The organism is Mycobacterium sp. ST-F2, assembly GCF_001905655.1.
Classification (GTDB): Bacteria; Actinomycetota; Actinomycetes; order Mycobacteriales; family Mycobacteriaceae; genus Mycobacterium.
In genome coordinates this window covers 14,996-26,976 of sequence record NZ_JMHT01000048.1, presented here as the reverse complement: position 1 = coordinate 26,976, position 11,981 = coordinate 14,996, and the positions used below count along the sequence as shown (strand labels likewise).

At 68.0% G+C, this 11,981-nt stretch carries 15 protein-coding genes; 6 read left to right on the top strand and 9 right to left on the bottom strand.

Annotation, left to right across the window (positions count from 1 at the left end; all coding sequences use genetic code 11):
- The first annotated feature begins 10 nt into the window (after positions 1-10).
- Positions 11-1,093: a phosphoribosylformylglycinamidine cyclo-ligase gene (gene purM, locus EB75_RS17730; RefSeq protein WP_020098790.1), complete on the top strand. Its 1,083-nt coding sequence runs from the start codon at positions 11-13 to the stop codon at positions 1,091-1,093.
- Positions 1,094-1,151: 58 nt separating this feature from the next.
- Here purM and EB75_RS17725 read toward each other — a convergent pair whose 3' ends face one another.
- On the bottom strand, positions 1,152-1,367 hold the full coding sequence (locus EB75_RS17725; RefSeq protein WP_073696657.1) for a DUF3073 domain-containing protein: 216 nt from the start codon (positions 1,365-1,367) through the stop codon (positions 1,152-1,154).
- Positions 1,368-1,467: 100 nt separating this feature from the next.
- Positions 1,468-2,541: a CAF17-like 4Fe-4S cluster assembly/insertion protein YgfZ gene (gene ygfZ, locus EB75_RS17720; protein ID WP_073696656.1), complete on the bottom strand. Its 1,074-nt coding sequence runs from the start codon at positions 2,539-2,541 to the stop codon at positions 1,468-1,470.
- 57 nt (positions 2,542-2,598) lie between these two features.
- Here ygfZ and EB75_RS17715 point away from each other — a divergent pair, with 57 nt between their 5' ends.
- Complete coding sequence (locus EB75_RS17715; protein WP_502689383.1) at positions 2,599-3,387, top strand: aminodeoxychorismate lyase; 789 nt, start codon at positions 2,599-2,601, stop codon at positions 3,385-3,387.
- Between the two features lie 351 nt (positions 3,388-3,738).
- Here EB75_RS17715 and EB75_RS17710 read toward each other — a convergent pair whose 3' ends face one another.
- The 7 genes from EB75_RS17710 to lmeA all read right to left on the bottom strand — a co-directional run bounded on the left by EB75_RS17710 (position 3,739) and on the right by lmeA (position 7,750).
- Complete coding sequence (locus EB75_RS17710) at positions 3,739-4,398, bottom strand: heme-binding beta-barrel domain-containing protein (RefSeq protein ID WP_073696654.1); 660 nt, start codon at positions 4,396-4,398, stop codon at positions 3,739-3,741.
- Positions 4,399-4,675: 277 nt separating this feature from the next.
- Complete coding sequence (locus EB75_RS17705; protein WP_020098804.1) at positions 4,676-4,978, bottom strand: DUF1416 domain-containing protein; 303 nt, start codon at positions 4,976-4,978, stop codon at positions 4,676-4,678.
- A gap of 1 nt (position 4,979) precedes the next feature.
- The gene (locus EB75_RS17700) at positions 4,980-5,816 is read right to left on the bottom strand and encodes a sulfurtransferase (protein ID WP_073696653.1); all 837 of its coding nucleotides are present in this window, start codon (positions 5,814-5,816) and stop codon (positions 4,980-4,982) included.
- Between the two features lie 38 nt (positions 5,817-5,854).
- Positions 5,855-6,325, bottom strand: a complete 471-nt coding sequence (locus EB75_RS17695; protein WP_073696652.1) for a DUF4395 domain-containing protein — start codon at positions 6,323-6,325, stop codon at positions 5,855-5,857.
- An 83-nt stretch (positions 6,326-6,408) separates the two neighbouring features.
- Positions 6,409-6,501 (bottom strand): Ms5788A family Cys-rich leader peptide, encoded by a 93-nt coding sequence (locus EB75_RS30185; protein WP_350224456.1) that lies wholly within the window; start codon positions 6,499-6,501, stop codon positions 6,409-6,411.
- 29 nt (positions 6,502-6,530) lie between these two features.
- On the bottom strand, positions 6,531-6,956 hold the full coding sequence (locus tag EB75_RS17690) for a thioredoxin family protein (RefSeq protein WP_073696651.1): 426 nt from the start codon (positions 6,954-6,956) through the stop codon (positions 6,531-6,533).
- Positions 6,953-7,750: a mannan chain length control protein LmeA gene (gene lmeA, locus EB75_RS17685; RefSeq protein ID WP_073696650.1), complete on the bottom strand. Its 798-nt coding sequence runs from the start codon at positions 7,748-7,750 to the stop codon at positions 6,953-6,955. The genes EB75_RS17690 and lmeA overlap by 4 nt, the downstream gene beginning before the upstream one ends.
- Before the next feature lie 209 nt (positions 7,751-7,959).
- Between lmeA and EB75_RS17680 the strand changes: the two genes are divergently transcribed.
- The 4 genes from EB75_RS17680 to pstC all read left to right on the top strand — a co-directional run bounded on the left by EB75_RS17680 (position 7,960) and on the right by pstC (position 11,980).
- Positions 7,960-8,736 (top strand): winged helix-turn-helix transcriptional regulator, encoded by a 777-nt coding sequence (locus EB75_RS17680; protein WP_073696649.1) that lies wholly within the window; start codon positions 7,960-7,962, stop codon positions 8,734-8,736.
- A complete protein-coding gene (gene mshD / locus EB75_RS17675; protein ID WP_073696648.1) occupies positions 8,733-9,617 on the top strand; it encodes a mycothiol synthase in 885 nt (294 codons plus the stop codon). Before EB75_RS17680 ends, mshD begins: the two co-directional genes overlap by 4 nt.
- 149 nt (positions 9,618-9,766) lie before the next feature.
- Positions 9,767-10,876, top strand: a complete 1,110-nt coding sequence (gene pstS, locus EB75_RS17670; RefSeq protein ID WP_073696647.1) for a phosphate ABC transporter substrate-binding protein PstS — start codon at positions 9,767-9,769, stop codon at positions 10,874-10,876.
- A gap of 72 nt (positions 10,877-10,948) precedes the next feature.
- Positions 10,949-11,980, top strand: coding sequence for a phosphate ABC transporter permease subunit PstC (gene pstC, locus EB75_RS17665; RefSeq protein WP_073696646.1), 1,032 nt, complete (start codon positions 10,949-10,951; stop codon positions 11,978-11,980).
- Position 11,981: the final 1 nt, after the last annotated feature.

Below are 11,981 nucleotides of genomic sequence, written 5' to 3'. Positions count from 1 at the left end.
CTTGGGGCCGATGACTAGCCAGGATGAGCGAGCTGAATCGATTGGCGCCTCCTACGCTTCGGCGGGGGTTGACATCGAGGCAGGCGATCGCGCCGTCGAATTGTTCAAGCCCCACGCAAAGAAGGCCACCCGCCCTGAGGTGCGGGGTGGTCTCGGAGGTTTTGCCGGTCTGTTCGGCCTGAAAGCCGGATACCGCGAGCCGCTGTTGGCCTCGTCGACCGATGGTGTGGGCACCAAACTCGCCGTGGCACAGGCCATGGACAAGCACGACACCGTCGGCATCGACCTCGTCGCGATGGTCGTCGACGACCTCGTGGTGTGCGGCGCCGAGCCGCTGTTCCTGCAGGACTACATCGCCGTGGGCCGCACCGTGCCCGAGCGGGTCGCCGAGATCGTCTCCGGTATCGCCGAGGGCTGTGTGCAGGCCGGCTGTGCGCTGCTGGGCGGTGAGACCGCCGAGCACCCGGGCCTGATGGAGCCCGACCACTACGACATCTCCGCCACCGGCGTCGGCGTCGTCGAGGCCGACGATCTGCTGGGCCCCGAGAACGTCCGCCCCGGCGACGTGATCATCGCCATGGCCGCCACCGGACTGCACTCCAACGGCTACTCGCTGGCCCGCAAGGTGCTGCTCGAGATCGACCGTATGAGCCTGTCCGGGCACGTCGAGGAGTTCGGCCGCACGCTCGGTGAAGAACTGCTGGAACCGACCCGCATCTACGCCAAGGACTGCCTGGCGCTGGCCGCCGAGACCCAGGTGCGCACCTTCTGCCACGTCACCGGCGGGGGACTGGCCGGGAACCTGGAACGCGTCATCCCGCACGGCCTGACCGCCGAGATGGACCGCGGTACCTGGACGCCGGCACCGGTGTTCCAGATGATCGCCCAGCGCGGTCGCGTCGAGCGTGCCGAAATGGAGAAGACGTTCAACATGGGAGTCGGCATGGTCGCCGTCGTCGCGCCGGAGGACACCGACCGCGCACTGGCGATTCTGACTGCCCGGCACCTGGACTGCTGGACTCTGGGCACCGTCAACAAGGGTGGCAAGAGCAGCGTTCGCGCCGAGTTGGTGGGCCAGCACCCGCGCTTCTGACCTCAGGTCGCGCGCGGGGCTGAGCCTGTGGCCCTGGGATCAGGGCCACACGTGGGGTCTAGTGACGCCAGTCGTCTTCGGGTACGGCCCAGCGACCGGCGGGCTCGTCGTCCGAGTCGTCGTCGTCCAGGTCGTCATCGATGGCACTGGTGCTGTAACCAACGGAATCGTTCGAGAGCTCTCGCTGCAACCGACCGAAATCGGTCTGCGGTGAGCTGTACTTAAGGTCTCGAGCAACCTTGGTCTGCTTTGCCTTTGCCCGGCCGCGGCCCATGGGGGACCCCCTCGCGCAATAACGGAGCGGCCCGATGTGCAGGCGGCTCCGATCTGAGTGTGTTTATTGTCCTGCCGCTAGCTTACCGTGCCCGACGGTCTCATGCTGGCAGGCCACCCTCACCAGACCTCAAACGCTGCACCGCGAGCCTCCCGGCGCCCACCGTGTCGTCGGCGGGCAGCGAATCCGCGTCGATCGCGGCGGGCACCTGAGCCTCGCCGCCGGTGGTCAGCTCGGTGTCGGCGGGCACGCCGCGCTTGAGCAGCGCCAGCGCGATCGGGCCCAGGTCGACATGCTCGGCGACGGTGCCCACCCGGCCGATCGCCCGGCCGCCGGCGAGCACCGGATCGCCCGTCACGGGCCGGTCGTCACCGCCGTCCAGATGCAGTAGGACCAGCATGCGGGGCGGCTTGCCCAGGTTGTGGACGCGCGCGACCGTCTCCTGGCCGCGGTAGCAGCCCTTGTCCAGGTGCACGGCGCCGACGCCGGGGCCGCCGATCCAGCCGACCTCGTGCGGGATGGTCCGTTCGTCGGTGTCGACGCCGAGTCGCGGGCGCTGAGCCGCCACCCGCAGCGCTTCGTAGGCCCACAGCCCGGCAGGCCGGACGCCCGCGTCCAGCAGCCGCTGCCGCCACGCCGGCGCGTCGGCCCGCGGTACCACGAGTTCGATCTCCTGCGGGCCCACACGGCGGACGAAACCGCCGCCGGGCAGTGGCGCGGCGGTCCATTCGGTGTCGGGGGTCGGCAGCTCGAGCGCGTTGACGGCCGGGCCGAGTAGCGACAGCACCGCGAGATCGGCCGGGTTCACCTCGACCTTGGACCAGAACACCATCTTGCGCAGGAAGTCGGCGAGGGGCTGCCCGCGCCACGACTCGGTGTCGATGGTGGTGACACCGCCGAGTTCGGTCTGCAGCCAGTGGTCCTCGACGCGGCCCTGTCCGTCCAGGCTCAGGTTCTGTACGACGGACCCCTCGGGCAAGGCGCTGACGTGCTGGCTGGAGATGCTGTGCAGCCAGCTCTGGCGGTCGTCACCGGTGAGTTCGAGGGTCGCGCGGTGGCCGCGGTCCACGATGACGGCCTCGGTGGCAGCAGCACGCTGCTCCCCGAGCGGGTCGCCGTAATGCCAGACGGCGCCGGCGTCGGGTCCGGATTCGGGGGCGGGAACTGCGCTCATGCTTCGAGCGTAGTTGGCGTGCCGACTAGCCTTCTGGCCGTGACCACCGCGCCGCCGATCGTCGTCGCAGTCGACGGCTGCCGGGCGGCGATTCGGTCCGACGACCCGGTGTTCGCGCGCGGTGACGGGGTCTTCGAGACGGCTCTGGTGCGCTCCGGGGTCGTCTGGCTGCTGGACGAGCACCTGGCGCGGTTGGCGGCGTCAGCGGCGCTGGCTGGCCTCTCCTGCCCCGACTCCGCCCGCTGGCGGGCGGCGGTGACCGTAGCGGTCGGTCAGTGGCCGTCGGGCGACGCGGTGCTGCGGCTGGTACTCGGCCGCGGGGTCGACGGCGCCGTGGCGTTCGTCATGGTCTCCGCGGTACCCGACCGCGTCGTCGCGGCCCGGCGGGATGGAGTGGCGGCAGTGACGCTGGTGCGCCCGCACTGGCCGCTGGCGGCCGCGAAATCGCTCTCCTACGCGGCGAACCTGGCCGCGCTGCGCCATGCCGAGCGGGCCGGCGCCGACGACGCCGTCTTCGTCGACACGACGGGCGCGGTGCTCGAAGGGCCGCGGTCTGCCGTCGTCCTGGCGGTCCGCGGCTCGGCCGGTGAACCGGTACTGGTGACGCCTGACGCAACGGCGATCCTGCCGTCGACCACGCAGCGCGCGCTGTTCGCGGCCGCTGCAGCCCGGGGCGTCGAGTGCAGGTACCAGCGCGTGACGGTCTCGGATTTGCTTGCCGCGCAAGGAGTTTGGCTACTCTCGGCGATCACGCTGGCAGCGCGGGTACATACCCTGGACGGGCGGGCGCTCGCGGCTTCGCCATTCGCGGCCTTGATCAGCGGGTTGATCGACGGGCAGGTCTGACCCCGAGAAAAATCGGTTGTCGGGTTTCCGGCCTGGGAGTACGGTCGCACGTACACAGGGAAGGAGGTGGTCCGACAAATTGATTGATTCTTTGAGGACATGTGAGGTGGCTGCCCGCTAGTAGCGCCGGGTGATTCGCCGAGCGCACTCGCGAATTCCCGCAGCCACCCGGCCCCCGAGCCTCCCGGTCTTGTCCAACCAGGAACCTTGGCTCGGGGGTCGCCTCATGTCCGGGGTAGGTCAGCCGGTGTCAATTGCGCCGAGATCGACGAAGTGGTCGTGATCCGAGGGGTATTGCAGCCAATTGGTCCATCTCGGCGCGAACCCGCAGGAATCGACGCCGCAGAAACGTCAGCCGACGAAGCGAGAGAGACGCGCCGAGAGGTGCGGCGTCAGGCCGCCGTCGGCGTCGACGCGCTCCTCGACGTACGCCAGGTCGCCGTTCTCGATGATCCCGTAGAGCCGCTTCGCACCGCCGACAAGCATGCCGGACTTGCTGCGCGCCAGGGCATCGGTCGCCAGTTCCCAGGAGGCCTGGTTGAGCGGAGAGCCGTAGAACAGCTCGACGTAGCCGGCCGAATGCGCCAGCAGCAGCTCGATGGCCTGGGACTCGTCCTGCCCGTGGGGATCGTTGGGGTCGTTCACGAACCGCCAGTAGCCGGTCTCGCGCAGGGCCGCGCCGGCATATTCGCCGTTCTCGTCGAGCCGCCACGACCGGGCATCCCAGTTGAGGTAGTCGCCGCCGTTGTGCGACACGATGATCTGTTGGCCGAACCGGTAGTCACCGGCGGCATCGCGGCCCTCGCCCTCACCGCGCCAGACGCCGACGAGCGGCAGCAGCGCCAGGAGGGCGTCGTTGAAGTCGGCACCTTCGCGCAGGTTGGCGGTGTCCGCGGGCAGCGGCAGGTCGTCGAACCCGGGCACATTGCGCGCGGCCGTGGCCTTGGCGCGATCGGCTGCCGCGGCGATGGCGCGGTCGCCGGAACCGGCCAGTGCGCCGAGCTCGCCCAAGCCGTCAGGGGCTGAATCGCTCCTCGCGTGCGCGGGGTCCTGGTCGGGCGTCACAACTCGTCGGTGATCAGTCGGTACAGCGCGTAGAGCGCGAACCAGGTGATGGCCAGCGAGGCCACAACCAGCAAGATCTCGAAGAAAAGAACCACGGAGAGACAGGTTACTCGGGATGCCGGTGTGACGTGCGCCGCACCGGCCGGGAAATGCGACGAGCGGCCGCATCGGCACACCAGGGCATGAAGTCCGGGTACCGATACGGCCGCTCGCGGCAAAAGGACTAAGCGACCTTGACGTCGACCTCGTGGATGCCGGCACCGGTCGGCGCCACCACGGCGTCGCCATTGCCGACCTTGGACAGCGCACGCAGGGTCCAGGTGCCGGGGGCAGCGAAGAACCGGAAGTCACCGGTGGCCGACGCGACGACCTCGGCGGTGAACTCGTCGGTGCTGTCCAGCAACCGCACGAACGCGCCACCGACCGGCTGGCCCGAGCCGTCGACCACGCGGCCGGTGATGACGGTTTCCTTCTCCAGGTCAACGCTGGCGGGCAGCGTCAGGCCTTGCTTGGGTGCTGAGCACATATCAATTTCCCAACTCGATCGGGGCGCCCACCAGGGAGCCGTATTCGGTCCAACTGCCGTCGTAGTTCTTTACATTCCGGTGGCCCAGCAATTCCTGCAGCACGAACCAGGTGTGCGACGAACGCTCACCGATGCGGCAGTACGCGATGGTCTCCTTCTCGCCGTCGAGGCCGGCGTCGGCGTAGATCTTGGCCAGCTCCTCGTCGGTCTTGAAGGTGCCGTCGTCGTTGGCGGCCCGGCTCCACGGCACGTTGATGGCGCTCGGCACGTGGCCGGGACGCTGGCTCTGCTCCTGCGGCAGGTGCGCCGGAGCCAGAATCTTGCCGGAGAACTCGTCGGGCGAACGCACGTCGACCAGGTTCTTGGTGTTGATCGCGGCGATCACCTCGTCGCGGAACGCGCGGATGCTGTTGTCGATCGGCTTGGCCTCGTACGACGTCGCGGGGCGGACGGTCGCGTCCTTGACCAGGGGGCGGTCGTCGAGCTCCCAGCGCTTGCGGCCGCCGTCGAGCAGCTTGACGTCATTGTGGCCGTACAGCTTGAAGTACCAGTAGGCGTAGGCCGCGAACCAGTTGTTGTTGCCGCCGTAGAGGACGACGGTGTCGTCGTTGCTGATGCCCTTGTCGGACAACAGCTTCGAGAACTGCTGCTGGTCCACGAAGTCACGCTTGACCGAGTCCTGCAGATCATCGCGCCAGTCCAGCTTGACGGCGCCGGGGATGTGCCCCTCGTCGTCGTAGGCGCTGGTGTTCTCGTCGACCTCGACGAACACCACGCCGGCGGTGTCGAGGTTGTTCTCGGCCCATTCGGTCGAGACCAGGACGTCGGAACGTGCCATGTACGAATTCCTTTCGATTGCTTTTGAGCGCTAGCGGGTCAGGTGGTGGCGGGGACACCCGGGCGGCGGAACCGCGCCACCAGGGGATAGATCTGGCAGCCCAGGCAGATGCCGAAGGCGGCGTTGAGGAAGGCGGCGATCAGCGCGAACGCGGTGGCGCCGAGGCCCAGCGCGGTGATGCCCGTCGCGAAGCCGAGGGTCCCGACGACGGCGAACAGCAACCCGACCAGCTGCGCGAACTTCAGCGGGGCGACCGGTTCCTTCTCGGACACCGGCGCCAGCCGCGGCGCGATGAACGTGGCGAAGATACGGCCGTACGGGTGCTTGCGCGGGCCGCCGACCGCGCCGATCGCGAACACCACGGCCTGCAGACCGAGAATCACGGCGGCGGCGATGGGGCTGGCCGCCGACACCAGCAGCGCAGCGATCAGTACGCCGGTGGTGACCCACGCTGCAAAGCGGGGTCCGCGCACGTCGACCTGCGGGTTTTCGATGGAATTGTCTGACATGGGAAAGCTCCTGTTGTTGGAAAACGTGGACGGGCCACAGGAAGGCTGCTCGGAGCGCAACACGAAAATGACGGCGCGGCTACTCAGCAGCTACAACAACAACAGCAACAACCCGCAACGCGGCACAGATCTACTGCGCGACGCTTGGTGAGCAGGAGCTCGCGGGGGGCCAACACGGCAGACAGCTTACCCAACAACGTGGTGCTCAAGCCAACAGAGGCAGCAGGGCATCGCGCAGATCAGCCGATTTCGGGACGCCCGCGGTCCGGTATCGCTGCTGCCCCGAGGCGTCGAAGATGAACGTCGTCGGCAGGGAGAGGACCGACAGTCGTCGGGCCGCAACGGGATTGGCATCCAGGTCGATCTCGACATGCGCGACGCCGAGGTCGTCACATACCTGGTCGACGACGCGGCGGACGGCCGCGCAGGGTCCGCACCACGTTGCGCTGAAATGCACGACGGTGGGGCCGGTGGTGGACAGGCCCAGGTCGGCATTGTCGTTTTCGGCCGAGGGTTCGGCGGCCGGGACTTCCTTCATCAGGCCGGCGCGCAGGGTCAGCAGGCGCCCGATGATGTAGGCGATCCCGAGGGCGGCGACCAGCACGGTCAGCACCAGAACAGTGGAGTTCATGACTGTCTGAACCCATCCAGGGGCACGGTTACTCCCGAGGCGATGCCTTCGATGATGACGTCCGAGCCCCGGGCGCCCTCGCTGGTCGGGGCCAGGCCGAACGGCAGTTTCATCCCCGGCATTGTGGTGGAGAAGGCCCGCAGCACCGCGGCTTTCTTGTCGTCGGGCACCTTTTGTTCGGCCGTACCCGGACCGGTCAGCACGTCGGTGGCGGTCAACACGAGGTTCGTGTGGTCGGCGCCGGTGATCGACAGATCCACCGACACGCTGACGCGCTTGTCGAGACCCGCGGCCTTCGGGGTACCGGTGAACACCAGGCCGTGGTTGTCGGAGATGCCGGATTCGGTGGTGCCGCCGATGCCGTCCTCGGCTTCGTTCTGCGGGGCCTCCACCAGTAGGTCCTTGATGTCCATGAAGCGGCCGACATGAGTGGAATCGATGATGATGCGGCTCTCCAGGCTGCGCGACGACAACTTGGCATCCGGACCGATCAGCCAGGACTTGGGCGTCGCCACCATGTCGTAGAACGTGGCCTCGATGGACGCCTTACCTACGACGGGGTGCGCGACGCCGGCGGCCTTGACCTCAACCTGCTGGTAGCGGCCACGCGCGGCCTGGGTTCCGAACGGGAAACCGAGGATCGACACCCACGGATCGAAGTGCAGGTGCGCGGCGGTCCGGACGCTGCGGGCCATCCGGTATTCGGCGAAGATCGCGAAGCCGAAATCGGTGCCGACGACCACGAGGATCAGTGCGGCCACTGGGATCAGCAGCCGGGTCAGCACCTTACGCATCCGGACATTCTGGCGTACGCCCAGCCGCCCAGCGTCGCGACCGGCCGTTCAAAGCCGCTAAATCGCAGGTGGCAAGCTATCGTTAGGTGATCGTTGGCCGGTAACGGTCACGTGTCAGCCATGATTCTCCGGGGTTGAATCGGATTGAACCGCGACAGCGTCGTCGCCGGGGAGGGTTCGGTGCGGCCCCGGACGCACTGGAGGACCCGTTGGATCTTCTGCTACTGACCGTCGACCCGCACCCGGAGTCCGTGCTCCCGGCGCTGGCGCTACTGCCGCACAGCGTGCGGCCGGCACCCACCGAGGTGTCGTCGTTGCTGGAAGCCGGCAACGCCGATGTGGCGATCGTCGACGCGCGCACCGATCTCGCGGCAGCCCGCGGACTCTGTCGCCTGCTGGGCAGCACCGGCGCGTCCGTCCCCGTCGTGGCGGTGGTCAACGAAGGCGGCCTCGTGGCCGTCAACATCGAATGGGGCATCGACGAAATCCTGCTGCCCGGCACGGGGCCGGCGGAGATCGACGCCCGGCTGCGGCTGCTCGTGGGACGCCGCAACGGCGTGGCCGACCAGCAGAGCGCCGGCAAGATCACGCTCGGTGAGCTGGTCATCGATGAGGGCACCTACACAGCCCGGCTGCGTGGGAAACCATTGGACCTGACCTACAAGGAATTCGAGCTGCTGAAGTACCTGGCGCAGCACGCCGGCCGGGTGTTCACCCGCGCCCAGCTGCTGCAGGAGGTGTGGGGCTACGACTTCTTCGGTGGCACCCGCACCGTCGACGTGCACGTCCGGCGCCTGCGCGCCAAGCTCGGCCCCGACTACGAGTCGCTGATCGGCACCGTCCGCAACGTCGGTTACAAGGCCGTCCGGCCCGCGCGTGGCCGCGCCAACGGTGCTACCGAGTCGCTCGATGACGTCGACGAGGACGATGATGCCGACTCCGGTGACGTCGACAACGAGACCCGCCAGACCCTGCCCGCCCAGTGACGGAACTGACCTGGCGCACCGCACTGACAGCTGACGAGCAGGCGGCCATCCGTGCGCTCGTCGCGGCGGCGACCGCTGCCGACGGGGTGGCCCCGGTCGGGGACCAGGTGCTGCGCGAGCTGTCGCAGGGCCGCACCCGGCATCTGCTGGCCCACGACGCCGATGAGTTGGTCGGCTATCTGAACCTCACGCCGGACATGGCCGAGGCGGTCGTCGCCGTCGCGGCGCGGCGGCGCGGCATCGGCAGCGAGCTGATCCGCACCGGTCTGGCTGCTGGGACTCCCGACACCCGAATCTGGGCGCATGGCGATCTCGACGGCGCGCGCGCGACCGCCGCGGCACTCGGCCTGACCGCGGTGCGCGAGCTGTGGCAGATGCGCCGCTCGCTGTCCGCGCTGCCGCCGCTGCCCGACGCGCCCGGCGTGCGGCTGACCACCTATCCGGGACCCGGTGTCGACGCCGAACTGCTGCGCGTCAACAACGCCGCCTTCCATTGGCACCCCGAGCAGGGTGGCTGGACGCAGGCCGAGGTCGACGAGCGCCGGGGCGAGTCGTGGTTCGACCCTGCTGGGCTGTTCCTCGCGTATGACGCCGACGATGGCGACCACCTGCTCGGCTTCCACTGGACCAAGATCCACCCGAGCACAGGGCTGGGCGAGGTGTACGTCGTCGGTGTGGGCCCCGACGCGCAGGGTCGCGGGCTCGGTGCGTTGCTGACACTGGCCGGTCTGCACTACCTGGCCGACCGGCTGGGTACCGAGGGGACAGTTTTGCTGTATGTCGAAGCAGACAACACCGCCGCGGTGAAGACGTACCGACGGCTCGGGTTCGAGCGCTACAGCGCCGACGTCGCCTACGCCGGAGCCCCGACCGTTAGCTGAAACAGCGAGTTGGCTGAAAAATCGCTGATCGAGTTCACCCTGCGTTCATTTGGCATAAGTGATTCGTCCATGACGGCCGCATACGTTGCGCGGGAGTCGGAAGCCGACCCTTGAAAGCCGACCATCGGCCGACACCGAAAGTAGGACCCGTGAAGTTCACCAGCATCGGTAAAGCATTCGTCGTCACCGCAGCGGCCGCATCGCTTGCCGTCGGCATGACCGCGTGTGGCAACGACAACAAGTCCGGCACCGCGTCGTCGACGTCCGGTTCCGCCGCCGACTGTGGCGGTAAGAACTCGCTGACCGCCGAGGGCTCGACCGCGCAGCAGAACGCGATCGCCGAGTTCAACAAGGCCTGGGGCCAGGCGTGCTCGGGCAAGAACCTGTCCTACAACGGCACCGGATCGGGTGCCGGTCGCCAGCAGTTCATCGCCAAGCAGGTCGACTTCGCCGGTTCTGACTCGGCGCTGGCCAAGGAGCAGATCGAGAAGGCAGCCGAGCGCTGCGGTGGCAACCCGGCCTGGAACCTGCCGCTGGTGTTCGGCCCCGTCGCCCTGGCGTACCACATCGAGGGCGTGAGCAAGCTCGTCGTCAACGCCGATGTGCTGGCCAAGATCTTCCAGGGCGAGATCAAGAAGTGGAACGACCCGGCCATCGCCGCGCTGAACGCCGGCACCACCCTGCCGGACAGCGACATCAAGCCGGTCTACCGTTCGGACTCGTCGGGCACCACCGACAACTTCCAGAAGTACCTGGCCGCCGCGGCTCCGGAGAGCTGGAAGAAGGGCGCCGGCAGCGAGTTCCAGGGCGGCGCCGGTGAAGGCGCGCAGAAGTCGGCCGGCGTCGTGCAGGCCGTGCAGGCCACCCCGGGCGCCATCGGCTACGTCGAGAAGAGCCCGGCCGCCGCTGCTGGCCTGCCGTTCGCGCAGATCGACACCGGTTCGGGCGCAGTCGAACTGACCGACGACAACGCCAAGAAGGCCATCGCCTCCGCCAAGTTCGCCAAGGACGGTAACGACCTGGCCCTCGACCTGAAGTCGCTGTACTCGACCAAGGAAGCCGGCGCCTACCCGCTGGTGCTGGCCACCTACGAGATCGTCTGCTCCAAGGGCTACGACGCCGACACCGCCGCTGCGGTGAAGTCGTTCCTGAAGGTCGCGGCCAACCAGGGTCAGGCCAACCTGTCGAAGGCGGGCTACATCCCGCTGCCCGACGCCTTCAAGGCGCGTCTGCTGAAGTCGGTCGACGCAATCGCTTAAGCAGTGCTGGCGCTCCGGTTCCATCGCGGTAAGGATGGAACCGGAGCCCACGACCGATAGGTTCCTGACAGGATGACAGTGACAACACCGAATCCAGCCGACGCGGGGTCGGGTGAGGCGCTCGCCGCACCGTTCCCTGAGCCGACGCCGGTGTCGCTCGACCCGCTGAAGGGCTCGAAAGTGCGCCTGGGCGACAGGATTTTCCGCCTGCTCGCCGAGGGCTCCGGGGTGCTGATCGTCGCGCTCATCGCGGCCATCGGAGTGTTCCTGTTGTGGCGCGCCATCCCGGCGCTGGCCCGCAACAAGGAGAACTTCTTCACCTTCGGCGGCAACTGGGTCACCACCGACACGTCGGCCATGCACTTCGGCATCCTCGATCTGCTGCAGGTCACCGTCTTCGTGTCGGTGTTTGCGCTGTTGATCGCGATGCCGGTGGCGCTGGGTATCGCGATTTTCCAGACGCAGTACGCGCCGCGACGGCTGGCCGGACCGCTGGCGTACGTGGTGGACCTGCTGGCGGCGGTGCCGTCGATCGTCTACGGCGTGTGGGGCCTCTACGTGCTGGCTCCCGTGCTCAAGCCGATTGCGTTGTGGCTCAACAAGAATCTCGATTGGCTGTTCCTGTTTCAGACCGGCAATGCGTCGGTGGCCGGTGGCGGCACCATCTTCACCGCGGGCATCGTTCTCGCCGTCATGATCCTGCCGATCATCACCGCCGTGACCCGCGAGGTCTTCATCCAGACGCCCCGCGGCCAGATCGAAGCCGCGCTGGCTCTGGGCGCCACCCGCTGGGAGGTCGTCCGCACCACGGTGCTGCCGTTCGGTCTGTCCGGCTACATCAGCGGTGCGATGCTCGGCCTCGGCCGCGCGCTCGGTGAGACCATCGCGCTGCTGATCATCCTGCGCGGTACGCAGACCCAGTTCAGCTGGTCCCTGTTCGACGGCGGCTACACGTTCGCCAGCAAGATCGCCGCCACCGCAAGCGAATTCAACGACCAGTACAAGGCCGGCGCCTATATTGCTGCCGGCCTCGTGCTGTTCGTCCTGACGTTCGTCGTGAACTCCGCGGCACGCGCGGTCGTGGCCGGAAGGACGGCGAAATGAA

Excerpts from the sequence above, each read along its gene's own strand:
- purM (WP_020098790.1), top strand. The coding sequence starts at position 11 with ATGACTAGCCAGGATGAGCGAGCTGAATCGATTGGCGCCTCCTACGCT.
- EB75_RS17725 (WP_073696657.1), bottom strand. The coding sequence starts at position 1,367 with ATGGGCCGCGGCCGGGCAAAGGCAAAGCAGACCAAGGTTGCTCGAGAC.
- ygfZ (WP_073696656.1), bottom strand. The coding sequence starts at position 2,541 with ATGAGCGCAGTTCCCGCCCCCGAATCCGGACCCGACGCCGGCGCCGTC.
- EB75_RS17705 (WP_020098804.1), bottom strand. The coding sequence starts at position 4,978 with ATGTGCTCAGCACCCAAGCAAGGCCTGACGCTGCCCGCCAGCGTTGAC.
- EB75_RS17700 (WP_073696653.1), bottom strand. The coding sequence starts at position 5,816 with ATGGCACGTTCCGACGTCCTGGTCTCGACCGAATGGGCCGAGAACAAC.
- EB75_RS17695 (WP_073696652.1), bottom strand. The coding sequence starts at position 6,325 with ATGTCAGACAATTCCATCGAAAACCCGCAGGTCGACGTGCGCGGACCC.
- EB75_RS17690 (WP_073696651.1), bottom strand. The coding sequence starts at position 6,956 with ATGAACTCCACTGTTCTGGTGCTGACCGTGCTGGTCGCCGCCCTCGGG.
- lmeA (WP_073696650.1), bottom strand. The coding sequence starts at position 7,750 with ATGCGTAAGGTGCTGACCCGGCTGCTGATCCCAGTGGCCGCACTGATC.
- pstC (WP_073696646.1), top strand. The coding sequence starts at position 10,949 with ATGACAGTGACAACACCGAATCCAGCCGACGCGGGGTCGGGTGAGGCG.